The sequence below is a fragment of the Acinetobacter sp. MYb191 genome, assembly GCF_037572605.1.
Taxonomy (GTDB): domain Bacteria; phylum Pseudomonadota; class Gammaproteobacteria; order Pseudomonadales; family Moraxellaceae; genus Acinetobacter; species Acinetobacter johnsonii.
Genome location: NZ_JBBGZP010000017.1, coordinates 68,002 through 86,486, shown reverse-complemented (window position 1 = coordinate 86,486; position 18,485 = coordinate 68,002). Strand labels below are relative to the sequence as shown.

Genomic DNA, 18,485 nt, shown 5'->3' with positions numbered 1-18,485 from the left:
ACACCACAGTTCTCGCCCGCACGGCCTTCGTCTAGAAGTTTACGGAACATTTCTACGCCAGTAACTGTAGTTACTTGAGTATCACGGATACCAACGATTTCAACTGATTCGCCTACTTTCACAATACCAGTTTCTACACGGCCAGTTACTACTGTACCACGACCAGAAATAGAGAATACGTCTTCGATTGGCATTAAGAATGCTTGGTCGATTGCACGTACTGGCTCTGGAATGTAAGTGTCAAGTGCGTCAACAAGAGCAACAACTGCTTCTTCGCCATACTGACCAGCGTCACCGTTAAGTGCAAGAAGAGCTGAACCACGGATAACTGGAGTGTCATCACCTGGGAAGTCATAAGTAGAAAGAAGTTCACGAACTTCCATTTCTACTAATTCAAGAAGTTCTTCATCATCAACAAGGTCACACTTGTTAAGGAATACAAGAATGTAAGGTACACCAACCTGACGAGAAAGAAGGATGTGTTCACGAGTCTGTGGCATTGGACCATCAGTCGCAGCACATACAAGGATCGCGCCGTCCATCTGAGCAGCACCAGTAATCATGTTTTTAACATAATCGGCGTGGCCCGGGCAGTCTACGTGTGCGTAGTGACGAGTTGGAGAATCGTATTCTACGTGTGAAGTATTAATTGTAATACCACGTGCTTTTTCTTCTGGTGCAGAGTCAATTGCAGCGTAGTCTTTCGCTTCGCCACCGAATTTCTTCGCACATACAGTTGCAATTGCAGCTGTTAAAGTTGTTTTACCATGGTCAACGTGACCGATTGTGCCCACGTTAACGTGTGGCTTATTACGTTCAAACTTAGCCTTAGCCATGTTCATCTTCCTCGTTTACGTCGAACACAGGTATAAACAACTCAGTATCGACACATCGCCTAAAAAATCAAACACCAAATACTTGAAAAGCAGACTAATAAGCCTGCTTCTTTAAAAATTTGTAGAAATTCTACTAAACTGTAATCTGGAGCTCTTATCGAGATTTGAACTCGAGACCTCTCCCTTACCAAGGGAGTGCTCTACCACTGAGCTATAAGAGCAAATATAAAACTTCAAATGGAGCGGGAGACGAGGGTCGAACTCGCGACATGTAGCTTGGAAGGCTACCGCTCTACCAACTGAGCTACTCCCGCACGATGTTGGTACAAAGACCACTTTCTTGAAGTCTTAAAATTGGTGGTGAGGGAAGGATTCGAACCTTCGAAACTTTCGTAGCGGAGTTACAGTCCGCCCCCTTTGACCGCTCGGGAACCTCACCATTTACACTTACTTCAGTGTCGTTCTTTACTTAACTTACTCAACTCTCTAAGATGGTGCCGGCACACGGATTCGAACTGTGGACCTACTGATTACAAGTCAGTTGCTCTACCAACTGAGCTATGCCGGCGTTTCTTAGTGTTTCGTACGTTTCGTATCGGAACGGTGTGCAGTTTAGCAAAACTCAAAATCCTTGCAAGTGTTTTTTTCAAAAAAAACGTCAAAAACTCACAAAATCAATCCGTTTGATGATAATTCAACCGCTTTGATCACTGCGCGAGCTTTTATTTGGGTTTCATTCCACTCAGATTCAGGATTTGAGTCGTAAACAAGCCCCGCTCCTGCCTGAACATAGACCTTATTTTCACGAATAACGCAGGTACGAATCGCAATCGACATGTCCATTTCGCCATGCCAGCCTAAATAACCAACAGCACCACCAAAAATCCCACGTTTTACGGGCTCAACTTGGTCAATAATTTCCATCGCACGAATTTTTGGTGCACCTGAAAGTGTGCCTGCGGGAAAAGTTGCTTTAAAAACATCCAATGCATCCACATCATCACGAACTTCGCCTTGCACATTGGAAACAATATGCATGACATGTGAATAACGTTCGATCACCATTTGATCAGTCACTTGCACTTTGCCAATTTTCGAGACGCGACTGACATCATTTCGACCCAAGTCAATCAGCATTAAATGTTCAGCAATCTCTTTTTCATCCGACAGCAAGTCTTGTTCAAGTGCTAAATCTTCTTCTTTGGTTTTACCACGTGGACGTGTTCCTGCCAGCGGACGTACGGTTGCAATCCCATTTTCAAGGCGAGATAAAATTTCAGGGGAAGAACCGACAATATGAAAAGGTTGATTATTTTCCAAAGTTTGCCCTTGCACCAAGAACAAATAAGGCGATGGGTTCAAATGACGTAACGCACGATAAACTTGTAAAGGCTCACCATCGAAGTCAGAGACCATACGATGCCCTGGTACCACCTGCATCACATCGCCTGCACGGATGTACTCTTTCACCGTTGCAATCGATTCTAAAAATTTTGCTTTGCCCGTGAGTGACTCAAAATGCGGTGCAGTATGCGGCGTGGCTTTTAGACTAATTGGCGTTGCAAGCAAATCTTCCAATGCATCCAGTTGCTGCTGGGCTTGGCTATACGCATCCGCGTCAACCACATCGGCATGCACGATCAGGAATAGTGTATCTTTTAAGTTATCAAACACAATCACTGTTTTAGACAACATCATCCAAATATCAGGCAAACCCACTGGATCTGCTTCTGGCGCGTTGTTTAAACGCGGTTCAATATAACGTACAGCATCATAACCAAAGTAGCCCACCAAACCACCGGTAAAACTTGGCAAAGCAGGCAAATCAGCTTGAGTAGGTACTTTATATTTCGATTGAAAATCTCGGATGAATTGAAACGGATCTGTACAGGGTTGCTTTTCTATGGTGCCGTTGGCTTGTTGAATGGTTAGCTCACCCGCGTTGCATGAGAAAACGGTAGATTCACCTAAACCAATAATGGAATAGCGTGCCCAGTTCTCTCCACCTTCCACAGATTCAAACAAATAGGCTTGCTTATGCTCTTTCAGGCGCGCAAAGACCGACAATGGTGTCTCGGTATCGGCTAAGCGCTGACGATAGACTGGAATCAGGTTATAACCTGCTATTTTGAGTTGATCGAATTGAGTTTGCGTTGTCATGAGTGTTCTCTATTTTTTCAATATGGCGTGATCAGTTTTTAAAATTAGTGGTTTGAGTTTCGCCATCGAAAAGTCATATGTTTACTCATGTTCATTCCTTCGTTTGCAAAGTTACCCGATCAGTTCACACAGATTATCCACCACTTGCTGTGGCTGACAGTCTAAAATATTTTCACCATGATTATAGCCATAGCTGACCACAACACAATCAATACCCGCACGACGTGCAGCCTCAACATCATTAGATGAGTCCCCAATCATTAAGACCTGATCTTTGCTTTGCGCATATTGCTCAACACAGTGTAACAATTGACGCGGATGTGGCTTACGCTCTTCGAAACGATCGCCGCCGATGACATCAGCAAAATAATGGGTCATGCCTAAATGATCGACAATAGCACGTGCAGGCGCTTCAGGTTTATTGGTCACGCAAATCATGGTTTTCTTTTGTGCCAAGCCCCATTCTAAAAACTCAAGAATGCCATCGAAAGGCTGAGTTTCCACACATGGGTCGGCATTATAAATTTTTAAAAACGTATCCAACAATTGTTGTTGCTGGGCAGGATCAACTTTACCTGTTAAATGTTGCAAGGTACTTTGACAAAACAGCGCTGTTCCCTTACCAACCCAGACCCGCACCTGTGCTTCAGTAACGGTAGGCAGTTGCAATGCATTCAGGCTCATATTCATGGCACGATGTAAATCTGTTGCTGAATCCACCAAGGTTCCATCTAGATCGAAAAGTAAAACCTCTCGCTGTGCCACATTTGCAATATTCATTCACCCTCACCCATTTTTATCATGTACTGCCCAAAAACAATCAAGGCATGCTTGTGCATGCCTTGATTGTAGTGTGATCTGCGTTTTATTTGAACATCAGCCAAGCAATAATCGCTAAAATAATCAAAACAATAATCGAGATTAACCCCAGCGAGGCATTTTTCTGAGTTTCAGCCTCTTGTTCAACCTGTACTTTTGGAGCCTCGTTGTTCTCAACCTGAGGCACGCTAGGCGCAGTCAAATCCACTCCTGCAGGAATAGGCGCGGGTTTCGGAATACCGACATTTTGCGGCATACCGTCACGCGTTAAACTCACATTACCATCGCGTTCTTTTAGCTCAGGCATGCCCTGATCGCTCATATGCTGTGCTGCCGTTTTCGGCTGTACTGGCTCAACAACAGGCGCATCAGCACTCACTTCCGCTTGGGCCGTTTCTGAAGCAGCTACTGCTTCAGATGGCTGGCTAATCGGCGCTTCAACCACAGCTGCACCCAAAGTTGCCGCCTCTACCGATTCCACCACGTCTTCTAACGCTTTAGCAGGCTCAAAGACCGAAAACTTTAAGCTTGCAAACTGGACGATATCACCCTGCTTCAACAGTGTTTCTACCGCAATTTGCACATCATTCACATATGTGCCATTTGAAGAACCCAAGTCTTGTAGCCACAAAGCCTGGTCTTTCAGTAAAAAGGCCGCATGTTTACGCGAAATTTCAGATTGTTGTAATAAAATATCCGCTGCTTGATGACGACCGACCAACATATCACGGTCAATGCTAATTTCCTGACCCGTTAATTCGCCAGTAATTGCTTGTATTTTCCAAGTCATGACTTATCTCTCTATGTGCTGATTTATGATAACACAGAGAATATTCTTTACCATTTCACCTTCCCTCACAGATGAATGGCAGGACAGCTAGGCTGAACCTATCGAGACATTCTCAGTATATCGCTCAGGGATGGAATAGCTTGTCGATACCACCTGTGCCACACGAGCACCTTGAACATTTTCCATCATCAGGTTCAAGCCAATCTGAGGATGAACCATTGGATATAGCTGACGCGAGGTGGTATTTTTAGGAACATTAGCAATCGGCTGTTTACGAATCGCAGGTTCAATAGCCACAGGCGTTGTTTCAACCATCGGTTGCGTTGTGGTTGGACTGCTTGGCACCTGTTGATACGATTGTGGCAAGGTCGGCTTGGTTGGTGTCACAGGCAAACGCTGTTGGAAGACATCATCGACATTTTCAGGCAACTTAGCAAAGCTACCATCTTTATCCATGGCCAACTGCAAGCTATAAAGCTGACTGTAGCGCTGCTGAGAAAGGCGACGTGCAGACTCACCATCCCCCACAATCGTCGGATGAATGAAAACCAGCAAATTGCGTTTCTGATCTGACTTACCATCTGAGCGGAACAAACGCCCTAGTCCCGGTATTGCACCAAGGCCTGGAATCGATTGGCGTGAATAAGATGTGTTATCTGAAATCAAGCCGCCTAAAACGATGGTATTGCCATGTTCCGCCAAGACCGAAGTTTTAATCGCACGCTTACTGGTGACCAAATCCTGTGCTTCACCTTTATTGGTTTTGACATCCGAGACTTCTTGTTCAATCTCTAAGCGGATGGTGCCACCTTCACCAATATGCGGCACCACTTTAAGCGTCACACCCACATCTTTACGCTCGATGGTGGTGTAAGGGTTGGCTGTACCTGAAGAGGTGGTAGAAACTGAGCCTGTTACAAAGGGCACATTTTCACCCACGACGATATAAGCCTCTTCATTGTCCATAGTGACAATCGATGGTGTAGACAGCAAATTCGACTTGGTATTACTTTTTAGTGCTTGGATCATCGCGCCATATAACTGACGCGAGCCATCACTGCCTTCTTTATAATCCCCAAGGATTAACGAACCACCCGCGCCAATTGCACTTGCAGCCCCCGCCCCGCCCCCCGGTAAATAGTTTGCAGCAATACTCTTGAGACTCGAACCAATATTGTCAAAATTGATAATCCCAACACCACTGCTTAAATCACCCATCGCCCATTGCACGCCCAACTGGTCGGCATCATTGCCTTCCACCTCGAGAATAGTCGCCTCAATCAGGACTTGCTGACGGCGGGTATCCAACTGTTGAATAGCGGACTCAATTTCACGCATCAACTGAGGGTCAGCCTTGACCACCAACGCATTTTGCGAACTATCGGCAATAATACTGACCCCATTACTGTTAAAGCTGGTGATGTTGTTCTGATTGCGATTGGACTGGCTATTTAAGTTAATACTTGGGGTAGAAATCTGTGAAGATGAACCTTCACTCGAGCTATTACTTTGGTTATAGCTCGAATTACTATTGTTATTGCTGTCGTTAGACTCGCTAGAATTAACAGCCTGCCCTGAGACCAAACCTTGTAAAATTTCGGATAAGCTTTTGGCGCTGGCATATTTTAAGCGGAACACTTTCAAGCCCCCCAAACGCTCCGCAGCAGGCACATCCAGCATCTCGATCATTTGGCGAATACGTTTACGCGTCGCGGTATCTCCTTTTAGAATAATCCGATTGGTTCGATTATCTGCAATGATCCGTATTCTGGAACCTTTTAAATCTTTGATCGAGCCCGTTCCGCTCATACTTTCTAGTAATCCAATCATTTCTTCAGCCTGACTCGACTGCAACGACACCGCTTCGATGTCATTTTGTCCCGTCCCATCCAAGTTACGAATAATCGTCTCAAGCTGATAAATATTGCTGGCGCGATCTGACACAATCAGTGCATTGGTGCCATTCACCGCAGATAAATGTGCAAACTGCGGCATCAATGGACGCAGTGCAGGAATCAGGTCATTGGCATTGGTGTTTTCCAGCCAAATCACCCGCGTCACAACCTGATCGCCTGTGGCGCGGTGACGAACATCATAGGGAATGCCAGAACTTTTGACATTACTGTCAGGCACAATTTTAATGGTCCGACCAGAAGGAATCGCGACCACACCGTTGACATTCAAGACCCCTAAGAACAAGTCGTAGACTTCTTGCTTATTCAATGCTTTGTTTGAAATCACCGTGACATTGCCGCGTACCCGTGGATCAACTGCAAAGTTTTTCCCAGTGATATCCGCAACTTCATTAATAAATGCAGTTAAGTCTGCATCGCGCAGATTAATTTTCCACGTTTGTGCATAGCTGGCTGTACTCACCATGGCAAGCAAAGGCGCTGCGATTGTCAGTGCCCAAACAGGGCGGTGATTCAATAAAGCCATAAATCCAAGTCATTCCTAACTAATATTGGTGATGTTCGATCACTGAAAATTCTGTTGTACCGTAATGATACGATCACCACGTTTCACTTCTATTTTTACTTGTCCTTCACGGCGCGCACGTTCTAACAACTGCGCGTCGTTTTGCCCTTGTCCGATCGTTTGACCATTTAAAGACATAATCTGATCCCCTGCCTGCAAGCCTAAACGGCTTCGCAGTGCAGCTGGTGTTTGCTCAGTGACTTGATAACCTTGCCCTGTATTATTGGTATTTACACCCAAATCTTTTAAATATTGCTCACGATCTTGTTGTAAGTTCTGTACTGCTTGGCCTAATGCTTGCTGCTCTTGACTCACAGCAGGCGCTGCAACGGGTGCTGTTGCTGGGGGCACAATTTGCTGATCTAAATTATCAATCCCCTGAAAAAACAATTCTCGGGTTTGTCCACTGTTATTTTTGAGAATCGCGCGATCCCAATACACCTCTGACAAATAATAAGCGCTGCCTTCGATGTTTTCCCCCACCCGATAGCGCTCTGCTACATTATTTGCCTTAATCACGGCAGATGAGAACTGACTGGGTTGCCCAACCACCACACCTTGTAGCTGTAAATTAAGCTGATCATCTGCGGGATTCTTACTTTGCTCTGCAAATAACGCAAAATTGGTAATATTCGGAACTTGAGGTTGCTGCGAACCCAATTCAACGCGTGGCATTTGCATGACTTGTGGTGGCGCCACCCAAAGCCAAAATAAGCCAGCCAACTTCCAGCATAATGCCAAGATCAAAAGCATTAAGCACAGTGGTGCTATACGTTCAAACTGTTTGAGATTCAGCTCTGGTAGTTTTTGCAGATCGAAACCCATTAAAAGCCCCCACTAAGTAAAGGCTGACGCGAGCTCACCACATAACTATCTAGGCCTGCTTTACCTTGATATGAAGGCACATTCAACATGAGACGCTGGGTTAATTGCACATCTAACATCAGACTTGAGTCGATGGTCAGGTTCATCAGTTTTTGTTGTCGTTGATCGCGCAAATCGATCATCAGCTTATTTTGCTCCTGCGACAAACGACCCGCTAACGATGGAATCTGCATTTGTTGTGGGCGCTGCGCAAAGATATACATGAGTTCGCCGCCTGCCCATTGTATTCCCCCATCTACTTGGTCAAATCCCTGCTCTTTTTTATAATTAAAATCAATTTCTTGTAACTGAATCGCATTACTCGGCCATTGCCAATTGGCCAACGACTTTAACGTTTCAGGTGCAATTTGTCCGTTTAAATCACGCACCATTATTTTTTTCCCAAACCCATAGGCCAAAACGCCTTCAAGCTTGGTATTGGCACTATAAATTTCGAGATTCGCACCTGCACGAAGGAGCAGTAAATCTAAAGGTCGGGTGGTCCAAAGCACAGTTCCACGCAATTTTCCAGTTTGCCAATCGGCCTGTCCATGCCAAATATTACCGCTGACGTTATGTAAAACTTGGTTGTTTTTATAAAATTTTGCAATGAGCCATGCCGCAGGAATTTGCAGCAAAACAAAATTTAAAAAGGCAACGACTGCAAACATCCACCACGTGATGTATTTAGGTTTTGTGATTCTCCCACCACGAACTTTCAATTATTCTTCCTTGCTTCATTTCTTGTCTTTCTTTGATAGACATTATGCATAATTTTACAACAACACCAAACTTTAACTATAAAAAAAACCAAGCAGATGATGCTTGGTTTTTTGAGCTTATGTCACATCTGTGACAAGGTGATGACTTAGATTAGAAAATCTTCAAGCTTCGCACCTTTTTCTAACTGAGCCACCAACCAACGTGGTTGCTTACCACGGCCAGTCCATGTCTCAGCAGCATTGCCTTTGTTACGGTAACGCGGTTCAACCGACTTACGTGTGCCTTTTTTACGCTTAGTCGCGCCAAACTCTAAAATTTGTTCAATGCTTAAGCCTACATTTTCCGCAATCGCGTTAATTTGGGTATAAGCATCTTCAATTGCTTGATCTTTTTTAGATGCAATTAAAGCTTCCGCTTCGATTTGTAGACGCTTTAACTCTTCTACGGATAAATTACTAATATCTGGCATTACATTAACTCCATTAACCAACATTTTATTTACTGAGTCTATTTAATAATATTTTGATTAGACCAAAGACTCAACTCATCCATGACTTAAACAACAATACTTAGACAGTATTTATATAGTCTAGCGACTTTTAAAATAAATAAAAAGATATTTATATTTGGTGACCGACCGTTAACTCAAATTCTTTGAGTTTTTGACGCACCAGTTCAGGAATTAATGTTTTCTGCATATTGGTTTTATCGACACAAACAATGACTGCTTCTGCTTCCGCAACTAATGATTGTTGCTGTTCACTCCATAATAAATAGTGCATACGAAATGCACTATTTCTGAGTTCTTCAATACGTGCACTAATTTTTAATTGGTCTGGATAAAATACTGGTTTTAAATATTTGCACTGATTTGATGCAACAACAGTTAACACATCCGCAGATAAAATACCCGTATGTTCAATATAAGCCAAACGCGCACTTTCAACATAACGATAATACATGACATTATTAACATGACCAAAGGCATCCATATCTCCCCAAGCCACGTGTTGAGTATAAACCAATGGGTAATCTAAAACGCTCTGCATTATGCACCTATATTTTCATTTCTACAAAATTTGCATTATTTTCAAAAATTAAATTTAACTGTTTAATTAAATCTTCATCACCATTTAAAGTCGATTTGATTCTTAAATAGTTCATTAATACATTATCTGGATATAAACTTAATAACGCATCTGCCTGCTCTTGCATGCCTAAAGCAGTATAAATATGCCACTTGGCAAAACTCAAAACCGGCACACTCGTATACTTCGCTTCCCATGCTTCAATGTGTTGCTGCAAGTCCACATAATCGGGTTGCTGTTTCAAAAGTTGCTGCTGGAACCACAAATAAAATACTTCCGAATTGAACTGCTGATTGAGCAAATAAATCGACAAGTGTTCGTGCTGTTCACTCATGTCTGGCATACGTGCTAATAACTTAAGCCATAGCAGTTGAACATCATAACCGCGGCTGAAAATCTGATCAGACAAGTCCAAATAACGTTGTTTTAAATCCTCTAAATTTTCATAATTGGCTTGATCAAATTTCATCAACAAACGCTTCAGCCATGCTTTTTTCACATCTTGATCTAAATGACCATATTGGGTTGAGCGTAAATACAGCCATGGAAACTGAATCGCAAAACGCCCCCATAGCTCTTTTAAACACGCTTCATAAGCGGTTTGCACATCTTTAAGCCAAGGTGAAAGTTCATGTTGATTGAGAAACTCTAGATGGGTTAAAGCCTGTTCTGCATCTTCTTGTGCTAAAAACAGTTCAATACGCTGCAGTTCAGCCAACTCAAAAGCCATGGCATTGCTTTGGCTCAAGGCGCTTAAGGCTTCAGGGAACTGCTCCTGCATCAAATATAAACGTGCATCGATAATACTTTTGAGCAAGCCCGACTGCGCGAAGGCATTTTGAATAAAAGCTTGTTGATCTCGACCTGCATCCAACAGCCAAATCACAGCCAGTTGTTCATAAGGATGCAAATTTTTAAAATCAAAAACGGTTTCCGCTTTACGTTTTTCTCGACTGAGATACCGTTTTAGCCCTAACCAAACCAAATGCAAGCTAAAACTGAGCAGCGCTAGCGCAATAAATACGATCCAGAGATTGGTTTGTAACTGCCAGTCATGCCAAAACACGTAGACATAACCAGTACCATGCCCATAACTCAAGACACTCAATGCAGCAATTGCAATTAAACTCACCAAACCATAAGCAATCAGTATTTGTTTCATTCCATTACCCCAACAACGCACGCGTACTTAAAATAGGCGTTGGGACAACCACCAATGTTTTCAGCCTATTCAGCTGTTTCAGCAGCTCTTTGGCTTTAGGGTCTGGAAGTTGCTGGATCAACAGCATTACTTCGGTTAAGTCTTTTTGATATTCGGTATATTGCCCTGCAGCTAAGGCTTGGCGTGCTAACAATAAGCGTAACTGGGCTTCTTTAAGCACGATTTGTCGTTGCATTAACGCTGTTGCAGGTGCTTGCGCAGGTTCGAGCCTTAACCATTGCTTCCAAAAGGATTCGGACGTATCGCGCGTGGTGTTTAACTGAGGTTGCTGTATTTCCCGACTTAAAGCCTGATCAATCTGTTGCAGCTGACGGTTAATCAGCGCTTGCTGCTCATTGCGCTCAGCCACAAATTTCTGAATGGTTTGCATATCTCGCGCTATCACCTGATGCAAACTTTGCTTCAACGCCACAGCCAAGTTATATTTTTCCAGCTGCATATCTAAATAGGCCAGCTTATCGGTGGCCACCACATACTGCTGTTGCTTTAAGGCAAACTCAACCAAGTCCAGCTGTTGCTTAATAAACAAAATTGGATCAATGCCCTCAACCACCAATTCGGCGGGTTCGCTACTCGTCACCTTCGCTGCTGTTGAGTCTTGTTTCAAAGTTTCTTTTTGACGCTGCATAGCCACGACTTGATCGTTCAAATTGGCGCTGCGCTGTTCGATTTGGTGCATTTCATTGAGCAAAGTGGCTTGCTGTGTACTCAGTCCCCATACGTCATAACTTAGCTTCGCAATCCACGCCAATGCAGCCATCAATACAATTATAAGAATCTTCTTCATGCGTTCCCTTGCTCACTTTGTAACAACTGTACAATCGTGGCTGTCTTTAAATCTTTCAGTACACTCATTTTAAACGGCACATGCATTTGCTGTTGATACTGCTTCAAGATCTGTGCCAAACGCTCACCCAACACCAAAAAGTGTCCCTTTTGCAGGAGCTGAATATTTGAGTCCAGCAGAGCTAACCAATTCAGCCAGCTGGCCTCACTACTGATCAGTGCGACGTAGTGATTATGTTCTGATAAACATTGAATTAGTTCAGCCTGTTGCTGCATCGTTTCATTTGGACAATGACGCTCATACAAAACAAAGTTCAGTATAAGACGCCCGTGTTGCATTAAGGTGTCCATCATAAACTGACGCCCACCTTCTCCTCGCCAAAATGCAATGCTCGCATCACTGGCCAAGTTCTGCAAAACAGGCAGTTTTAACATCCCTTCTGAGGTTTCCACCTCAGGTACCACACTTTCCAAACCATATTCAGCCAGAGCCTGCGCTGTTTTTTGCCCGACCGAAATCCATTGAATATGCTGTAAATCGGACACCGTTAAACCGCTTTGCAGCAAATGTGCCATACCAAACTGCACAGCACTTGGGCTGACCACTACGATCACTTGGGTGTACACTAGCTGCTGATACAAGCGCTCTAGGTCATGACTCCATGCTCTAGGCAACAACTCCAGTAACGGCAATGGATAGACTTCAACAGCCTGTTGCGCTAGTGCTTGAGTGAGGCTTACCGCGCGATCAATTGGGCGCGTATTAATAAACAGCATCGTTAAGAAATATTAGTGATAAAAGGCTTTGAGTAAGTCACCTGCACCTTGAGCCAATAACTCTTGTGCAAGGACAACACCCAAATGCTCGGCTTCAGCGGCATCACCCGCCACTTGTGCTTTGAGGAGCGTTTGCCCATCGACACTCCCCACACGCCCTTCGAGTTGGATGCGGTTGTCTGCTAAAGTGGCATAGCCTGCAATGGGTACCTGACATCCACCCTCAAGATAAGCATTGAAAGCACGTTCAGCGCGAACACAAGTATCAGTTTCTACATGTAATAAAGGATGAATTAAATCCAATACCGCTTGATCATCACTTCGGCACTCAAGCCCTAAAGCACCCTGACCCACAGCGGGTAAACTGAGCTCTGGGCGAATGGTATGACGAATGCGTTCGGCTAACCCTAAACGTTTTAATCCAGCACTGGCCAAAATAATGGCATCGTACTGACCTGCATCCAATTTAGATAAACGCGTTCCCACGTTGCCACGTAAATCGATAATCTCTAGGTCAGGTCGTTGTTTTAAAATTTTGCATTTACGGCGCAAACTGGAGGTGCCGACCTTCGCCCCTTGTGGCAATGCATCAAAACTCGCATAGCTATTCGACACAAAGGCATCTAAAGGATCTTCACGCTCACAAATGACGGCCAGCGATAACCCCTCAGGCAAAGCCATTGGAACATCTTTCATCGAATGCACTGCCAAATCGGCACGACCATCCAATAACGCTGCTTCAAGCTCTTTGACAAATAAACCTTTGCCACCAATTTTTGCCAATGGCGTATCTAAAATTTTGTCCCCTTGGGTAACAAAAGTCACCAACTCTACTGTGAGCCCCGCATGCAATGCTTCTAAACGAGCACGAATATGTTCAGCCTGCCAAAGGGCAAGTGGGCTTTGTCGAGTAGCGATCTTTAGGGTTTTCATAAATTTTAGTATGTGCCAATAAGAGTGAAACTATCTTAAACTGAATTTCCCCCATTGGAAATGTATTCAGCCCAAAGCGCCCCGTCTCATCAGCAGCAGAGCCATTAAATTGGCGTGCTAAAGCCTATGTAAGCGCTCGCGCAAGCCCGGCAAATGCCGTCGACTCACCGCCAAGCGCTCATCTAACTCACGGCAACGCACTTGATACTGCCCAGAGTTAACCACTTCAAGCCCTTCTAAAAAGTGAACTGAAACCAAGGCATTACGGTGAATACGAATAAAGGCATCCCCAAACTCATGTTCTAAGTCTTTTAAGGTCTCATCAATTAAGACACTGCCGTTTTTGTGGCGTACCGTGACATATTTTTGATCCGCCAAAAAATAATAAATATTTTCAATGGGAACCAATTCCACACCACGATAGGTTTTCGCTGCGATTTGATGTCGCTTTACGTTAAATTCATCCATATTTTCTTTTTGTTTTATCTCGCTCATTTGAGCTTGGGTTAATTTAGTGAGGTGACCAAGCACCTGTTGCAATTCCTGTTGCATCACTGGTTTTAATAAATAACCTTCAGCATGTGACTTAAATGCATCAAGCGCATGTTCATCATAAGCCGTACAAAACACCAAAGCAGGCATCGGCTCAAGCTGACGCAAATAATGCGCACAGGTCAACCCATCCATTTCTGGCATCTGAATATCTAAAAGTACCACATCTGGTTCATATTGTTGAGTTAATTCAATTGCTTGTTGACCATGTGAGGCTGTTGCCACCACTTGATGTCCGAGCTGACTCACCAATCTAGACAAACGTTCGATTGCTAAAGGCTCATCATCACAAATTAGGATGTCCATTTATCTCCTCCCCAACAGTCACCTTGTTTATTTTTATAGGTTCACTGCGGCTTATTTATATTGATACTGCACAACAGTGGTATACATTCCCTCCCCTGCATAGGTTTGAAAGCTCACAGTTCGCCCAAAATATGCCTCTAGACGCTGCTTTACATTTTCAATGGCAATACCATGTCCTTGTCGTTTATGAATTGTTTCCTTTGTAAATGGGTTGGTTATGACGATATTAACTTGATTTTGCAATATTTCAATCAGTACACTTATCGTACTCTTAGTTAAAAATTTTTCAACACCATGAAAAATACTATTTTCAAGTAAAGGTTGTAAAGTTAAGAGTGGAATTTGTACCTGCTTACATAATTCGGCATGCTCGATTTTCCATTCAACCTGTAAACGATCCCCCAAACGAATTTGCTCAATCGCCAAATAACGCTGACACAACTCAATTTCATCACTGAGCTTGACCAGTTTTAACTCTTGGAAACTGGCTCTAAACAGACGCGATAGATTGAGCAACATCTGTTCGGCTTTATCTGGATCAATCGCGATCAGGCAAATCACATTGTTTAAACTATTAAACAAAAAATGCGGGTGGATACGGGCTTGCATCGCCTGCACCCGTGCATTCAGCTCACTGTTTTGCTGCCTAAACCACTGTTCTCTTAAGTACAAATAGCGAAAACAAAAACTTCCCAACAGCAGACCATAACCCAAATGCAAAGCCACATCATTCCATAAGATGGCTGAAGTCAAACCATTGAAACTAAAATTAGCTCCAAAGAAGATCAGTATATTAAGGCTCAGCGTGGTCACCAACACAATGATCTGCAATAGAAAAAAGCCTGACAATAAAGTCATACCCAGACTCAAATCTTGCAACTTTTTTTGTCCATATTGCATTAGCGCAGCAAATGACAGTAAAACCCAATTAATGTAAAGCATATAGCCGAGTACATGCTCAAACACCAAGTTTGACCAAGACTGTGCCTCGGCTAAAGCCAACAGCATTGCCAACAAATTTCCACCAACAAATAATTCCAACAAATGCGGCCATTGCACGATTTTGCTAAATAAATAAGAGATATTTGGCTTAGCCATGCTGGAAGTTAAACTTTGCGCATCTTGAACTTCGGCAAGTTGTCTTGAATTTGTTATACTCATGCGAGTTCTACCGCTTTTTATCTTATTGAGCCGACATGACCACATCTTCTAATTCCTCAAATCCGTCACAAGCCCAAACTTCGGGTATGTGGGGCGGTCGTTTCTCTGAAGCTACTGATGCCTTTGTTGCTGAATTTACAGCATCTGTACAATTTGACCAACGCTTTTATAAACAAGATATTGCAGGTTCTATTGCTCACGCGACCATGCTTGCAAAAGTTGGCGTTCTGACAGAACAAGAACGTGATGACATCATCAATGGCTTAAACACCATTCAAGCTGAAATTGAAGCGGGTCAATTCGAATGGCGTATCGACCTAGAAGATGTGCACATGAACATTGAGTCGCGTTTGACTCAACGGATTGGCATCACAGGTAAAAAGCTCCACACCGGTCGTAGCCGTAATGACCAAGTGGCAACCGATATTCGCCTCTATGTCCGCGATGAGATCGATGCCATTCTAGAATTACTAAAAAAATTACAAAAAGGTATTTTGAGTATTGCTGCGCAAAACACGCACACCATTATGCCGGGCTTCACTCACTTACAAACGGCACAGCCTGTGACTTTTGGTCACCACCTACTAGCATGGTTTGAAATGTTAGTGCGTGACTCTGAGCGTCTCATTGACTGTCGTAAACGTACTAACCGTATGCCTTTAGGTTCAGCAGCACTTGCGGGTACCACTTACCCAATCGACCGCGCATTTACAGCAGAGTTACTGGGTTTTGAAGCTGTTTCTGAAAACTCACTCGATGCTGTATCTGACCGTGACTTCGGTATTGAATTCAATGCTGCGGCTTCGCTGATCATGATGCACTTATCACGCATGTCAGAAGAACTGATTCTTTGGACGTCTGCACAGTTTAAATTTGTAAACATTCCAGACCGTTTCTGCACTGGCTCTTCAATCATGCCACAAAAGAAAAATCCAGATGTTCCAGAGTTAGTACGCGGTAAAACAGGTCGTGTGTATGGCGACCTGATGAGCTTATTAACACTGATGAAAGGTCAACCGTTGGCGTATAACAAAGACAACCAAGAAGACAAAGAACCGTTGTTTGATGCGATTGATACCGTGCGTGGCTCGCTCATGGCTTTTGCAGACATGATTCCTGCGTTGGTTCCAAACATTGAAATCATGCGTGAAGCAGCGCTGCGTGGTTTCTCAACGGCAACTGACTTGGCTGATTACCTTGTAAAAAATGGCGTGGCTTTCCGTGATGCACATGAAATTGTGGGTAAAGCCGTTGCTTTAGGTGTACAAGAGTCAAAAGATCTTTCTGAATTAACTTTAGAACAACTTCAACAGTTCTCTGACTTAATTCAAGCTGATGTATTTGAAAAAGCACTGACCCTTGAAGCGTCAGTCAATGCGCGTAACCACATTGGTGGAACTGCACCTGCGCAAGTAGAAGCTGCCATTGAACGTGCCCATGCGCGTTTAGAAAAACTTTATGCTCAATAAGGACGTCTAGGTATGACTCGACAAGTTTTTTGCCGTAAATATCAAACAGAAATGGAAGGTTTAGACTTTGCACCTTTCCCTGGCGCAAAAGGCCAAGAACTTTTTGAAAGCATCTCCAAGCAGGCTTGGGGAGAATGGTTAAAGCACCAAACCACTTTAATCAATGAAAAACGCCTAAATGTGTTTGAACCTGATGCGAAAAAGTTTCTTGAAGAACAACGTGAGAAGTTCTTTAACAATGATGAATCATTAGAAAAAGCTGAAGGCCTAAAGCCTGAGGCGTGATAAAGCGGAGCACTGCTCCGCCACGCTGCAAGATGAAAAGCTATGCTTGGCGTGACCAATAGAGTATTGCTCTGAAAATTATCTAAAGTAAGCGAAGCACGTAGTTGCACATTTGAAAGCCCCAACATCGGGGCTTTTCTTTTTATTAGTACAATGTTCTATCCAAGCACAGGGATGACCAACCCCCAAATAGATGACATATTGATGACCCAGTTACGTTATAGAACAGCTATTTGTATCTAAATAATTAAGTGTAAACATAGTGCTACACAACCATTGCAAAACTCAACATTACACTACAAGAACCTACATGACGCAGAAAAACATCTTTCCTATAATGGCATTCAAGGATAGAGGGAAACCTCTTATCGATAACGATAAATATCCCCGATTTTAGTCTCAGATTTCCCCCCAAAGTCTGAGATTTTTTTTATCCAAAAACTAAGCAACCATTAAAAAGCACAACCGAAGTTGTGCTTGAAAAATAAGATACGCTATTTTTTATTTTTGGATGTGTTTTTCAACTTCTTCAAAACTGGTATGACGCACATCCAAGCCTTTCACCATGTAAATCACTTGCTCAGAGATATTCCGTGCATGATCGCCAATACGCTCTAATGAACGTAATACCCACATCACATTAATCACACGGGCAATATGACGCGGGTCTTCAATCATATAAGTCATCAAAGTACGTGTTGCAGATTGATATTCACGGTCAATATCAGCATCAGCCATCATCACACGTAGCGCTTGTTCTGCATCTAAACGTGCAAAAGCATCTAGGGCATCATGAATCATGACACGGACTTGGTTACCAATATGACGCGTTTCCATATAACCACGAGGAGATTCACCGTCTTCACATAAGCTTTGCGCAATACGAGCAATTTTCGCCGCTTCATCACCAATACGCTCTAGGTCGGTATTGGCTTTCGACATCGCAATCACCATACGCAAATCAATCGCAGCAGGATGACGACGCGCCAAAATCAAGGTCAAGGCTTCATCAATTTCACGTTCGAGCTGATTCACCGCATTGTCTTTAAACTGAACATCGACCGCTAAGTTGGCATCGGTGTCGAGTAGCGCATGAATTGCATTTGCCACTTGTTGCTCTACCAAACCACCCATGGTCATAAATTTGGTGTTCACATCCTGCAAATCTTCATTGAACTGCGAAGAAATGTGATGGTTTAAAACAGGACTATTTGGCAAAGGACGTACTCCACAGCA

At 43.4% G+C, this 18,485-nt stretch carries 18 protein-coding genes and 4 tRNA genes; 2 read left to right on the top strand and 20 right to left on the bottom strand.

Annotated elements, in window-relative coordinates; genetic code table 11:
- The 19 genes from WH214_RS12715 to WH214_RS12625 all read right to left on the bottom strand — a co-directional run.
- On the bottom strand, window positions 1-836 hold an 836-nt coding region (locus tag WH214_RS12715), incomplete at its 3' end, for an elongation factor Tu (RefSeq protein ID WP_339993488.1).
- A 146-nt stretch (window positions 837-982) separates the two neighbouring features.
- Window positions 983-1,057: transfer RNA gene (locus tag WH214_RS12710), tRNA-Thr, on the bottom strand.
- A 17-nt stretch (window positions 1,058-1,074) separates the two neighbouring features.
- Window positions 1,075-1,150: transfer RNA gene (locus WH214_RS12705), tRNA-Gly, on the bottom strand.
- 41 nt (window positions 1,151-1,191) lie between these two features.
- Window positions 1,192-1,275, bottom strand: a tRNA-Tyr gene (locus WH214_RS12700).
- Window positions 1,276-1,328: 53 nt separating this feature from the next.
- A tRNA-Thr gene (locus WH214_RS12695) sits at window positions 1,329-1,404 on the bottom strand.
- Between the two features lie 98 nt (window positions 1,405-1,502).
- On the bottom strand, window positions 1,503-2,996 hold the full coding sequence (gene trpE / locus WH214_RS12690; RefSeq protein ID WP_339421825.1) for an anthranilate synthase component I: 1,494 nt from the start codon (window positions 2,994-2,996) through the stop codon (window positions 1,503-1,505).
- A 111-nt stretch (window positions 2,997-3,107) separates the two neighbouring features.
- Complete coding sequence (gene gph, locus WH214_RS12685) at window positions 3,108-3,776, bottom strand: phosphoglycolate phosphatase (protein ID WP_339421826.1); 669 nt, start codon at window positions 3,774-3,776, stop codon at window positions 3,108-3,110.
- Window positions 3,777-3,861: 85 nt separating this feature from the next.
- Window positions 3,862-4,605 carry an FHA domain-containing protein gene (locus tag WH214_RS12680; RefSeq protein WP_339421827.1) on the bottom strand — a complete coding sequence of 248 codons (744 nt, stop codon included), beginning with the start codon at window positions 4,603-4,605 and terminating at the stop codon, window positions 3,862-3,864.
- A gap of 87 nt (window positions 4,606-4,692) precedes the next feature.
- The gene (gene gspD, locus WH214_RS12675; RefSeq protein ID WP_339993485.1) at window positions 4,693-7,044 is read right to left on the bottom strand and encodes a type II secretion system secretin GspD; all 2,352 of its coding nucleotides are present in this window, start codon (window positions 7,042-7,044) and stop codon (window positions 4,693-4,695) included.
- 39 nt (window positions 7,045-7,083) lie between these two features.
- Entirely contained in the window at window positions 7,084-7,908 is an 825-nt protein-coding gene (locus WH214_RS12670; protein ID WP_339421829.1) for a type II secretion system protein N, read from the bottom strand.
- Window positions 7,908-8,618: a type II secretion system protein N gene (gspN, locus tag WH214_RS12665; protein WP_339422957.1), complete on the bottom strand. Its 711-nt coding sequence runs from the start codon at window positions 8,616-8,618 to the stop codon at window positions 7,908-7,910. The genes WH214_RS12670 and gspN overlap by 1 nt, the downstream gene beginning before the upstream one ends.
- A 197-nt stretch (window positions 8,619-8,815) precedes the next feature.
- Window positions 8,816-9,139, bottom strand: coding sequence for an H-NS histone family protein (locus tag WH214_RS12660; protein ID WP_004692786.1), 324 nt, complete (start codon window positions 9,137-9,139; stop codon window positions 8,816-8,818).
- A 151-nt stretch (window positions 9,140-9,290) separates the two neighbouring features.
- Window positions 9,291-9,719: an acyl-CoA thioesterase gene (locus WH214_RS12655; RefSeq protein WP_339421830.1), complete on the bottom strand. Its 429-nt coding sequence runs from the start codon at window positions 9,717-9,719 to the stop codon at window positions 9,291-9,293.
- 7 nt (window positions 9,720-9,726) lie between these two features.
- Entirely contained in the window at window positions 9,727-10,920 is a 1,194-nt protein-coding gene (locus WH214_RS12650; RefSeq protein WP_339421831.1) for a heme biosynthesis protein HemY, read from the bottom strand.
- A 4-nt stretch (window positions 10,921-10,924) separates the two neighbouring features.
- On the bottom strand, window positions 10,925-11,767 hold the full coding sequence (locus WH214_RS12645; protein WP_339421832.1) for a hypothetical protein: 843 nt from the start codon (window positions 11,765-11,767) through the stop codon (window positions 10,925-10,927).
- Window positions 11,764-12,543, bottom strand: coding sequence for a uroporphyrinogen-III synthase (locus WH214_RS12640; RefSeq protein ID WP_339421833.1), 780 nt, complete (start codon window positions 12,541-12,543; stop codon window positions 11,764-11,766). Before WH214_RS12640 ends, WH214_RS12645 begins: the two co-directional genes overlap by 4 nt.
- Before the next feature lie 12 nt (window positions 12,544-12,555).
- The gene (gene hemC / locus WH214_RS12635; RefSeq protein ID WP_339993481.1) at window positions 12,556-13,476 is read right to left on the bottom strand and encodes a hydroxymethylbilane synthase; all 921 of its coding nucleotides are present in this window, start codon (window positions 13,474-13,476) and stop codon (window positions 12,556-12,558) included.
- A gap of 117 nt (window positions 13,477-13,593) precedes the next feature.
- Complete coding sequence (locus WH214_RS12630; RefSeq protein WP_114837602.1) at window positions 13,594-14,334, bottom strand: LytR/AlgR family response regulator transcription factor; 741 nt, start codon at window positions 14,332-14,334, stop codon at window positions 13,594-13,596.
- A 51-nt stretch (window positions 14,335-14,385) separates the two neighbouring features.
- A complete protein-coding gene (locus WH214_RS12625; protein ID WP_171500536.1) occupies window positions 14,386-15,540 on the bottom strand; it encodes a sensor histidine kinase in 1,155 nt (384 codons plus the stop codon).
- Here WH214_RS12625 and argH point away from each other — a divergent pair.
- A complete protein-coding gene (gene argH / locus WH214_RS12620) occupies window positions 15,531-16,964 on the top strand; it encodes an argininosuccinate lyase (protein WP_058868743.1) in 1,434 nt (477 codons plus the stop codon). The two genes, WH214_RS12625 and argH, sit on opposite strands and share 10 nt — an antisense overlap.
- Window positions 16,965-16,976: 12 nt before the next feature.
- Window positions 16,977-17,249 carry an oxidative damage protection protein gene (locus tag WH214_RS12615; RefSeq protein WP_004978611.1) on the top strand — a complete coding sequence of 91 codons (273 nt, stop codon included), beginning with the start codon at window positions 16,977-16,979 and terminating at the stop codon, window positions 17,247-17,249.
- A gap of 501 nt (window positions 17,250-17,750) precedes the next feature.
- Here the strand turns inward: WH214_RS12615 and phoU are convergent.
- The gene (gene phoU / locus WH214_RS12610) at window positions 17,751-18,467 is read right to left on the bottom strand and encodes a phosphate signaling complex protein PhoU (RefSeq protein WP_004692799.1); all 717 of its coding nucleotides are present in this window, start codon (window positions 18,465-18,467) and stop codon (window positions 17,751-17,753) included.
- Between the last annotated feature and the right edge of the window lie 18 nt (window positions 18,468-18,485).

What these genes read in the sequence shown, in the direction of transcription:
- trpE (WP_339421825.1), bottom strand. Translation starts at nt 2,996, where the DNA reads ATGACAACGCAAACTCAATTCGATCAACTCAAAATAGCAGGTTATAAC.
- gph (WP_339421826.1), bottom strand. Translation starts at nt 3,776, where the DNA reads ATGAATATTGCAAATGTGGCACAGCGAGAGGTTTTACTTTTCGATCTA.
- WH214_RS12680 (WP_339421827.1), bottom strand. Translation starts at nt 4,605, where the DNA reads ATGACTTGGAAAATACAAGCAATTACTGGCGAATTAACGGGTCAGGAA.
- gspD (WP_339993485.1), bottom strand. Translation starts at nt 7,044, where the DNA reads ATGGCTTTATTGAATCACCGCCCTGTTTGGGCACTGACAATCGCAGCG.
- WH214_RS12670 (WP_339421829.1), bottom strand. Translation starts at nt 7,908, where the DNA reads ATGGGTTTCGATCTGCAAAAACTACCAGAGCTGAATCTCAAACAGTTT.
- gspN (WP_339422957.1), bottom strand. Translation starts at nt 8,618, where the DNA reads ATGTTTGCAGTCGTTGCCTTTTTAAATTTTGTTTTGCTGCAAATTCCT.
- WH214_RS12660 (WP_004692786.1), bottom strand. Translation starts at nt 9,139, where the DNA reads ATGCCAGATATTAGTAATTTATCCGTAGAAGAGTTAAAGCGTCTACAA.
- WH214_RS12655 (WP_339421830.1), bottom strand. Translation starts at nt 9,719, where the DNA reads ATGCAGAGCGTTTTAGATTACCCATTGGTTTATACTCAACACGTGGCT.
- WH214_RS12650 (WP_339421831.1), bottom strand. Translation starts at nt 10,920, where the DNA reads ATGAAACAAATACTGATTGCTTATGGTTTGGTGAGTTTAATTGCAATT.
- WH214_RS12645 (WP_339421832.1), bottom strand. Translation starts at nt 11,767, where the DNA reads ATGAAGAAGATTCTTATAATTGTATTGATGGCTGCATTGGCGTGGATT.
- WH214_RS12640 (WP_339421833.1), bottom strand. Translation starts at nt 12,543, where the DNA reads ATGCTGTTTATTAATACGCGCCCAATTGATCGCGCGGTAAGCCTCACT.
- hemC (WP_339993481.1), bottom strand. Translation starts at nt 13,476, where the DNA reads ATGAAAACCCTAAAGATCGCTACTCGACAAAGCCCACTTGCCCTTTGG.
- WH214_RS12630 (WP_114837602.1), bottom strand. Translation starts at nt 14,334, where the DNA reads ATGGACATCCTAATTTGTGATGATGAGCCTTTAGCAATCGAACGTTTG.
- argH (WP_058868743.1), top strand. Translation starts at nt 15,531, where the DNA reads ATGACCACATCTTCTAATTCCTCAAATCCGTCACAAGCCCAAACTTCG.
- WH214_RS12625 (WP_171500536.1), bottom strand. Translation starts at nt 15,540, where the DNA reads ATGTGGTCATGTCGGCTCAATAAGATAAAAAGCGGTAGAACTCGCATG.
- WH214_RS12615 (WP_004978611.1), top strand. Translation starts at nt 16,977, where the DNA reads ATGACTCGACAAGTTTTTTGCCGTAAATATCAAACAGAAATGGAAGGT.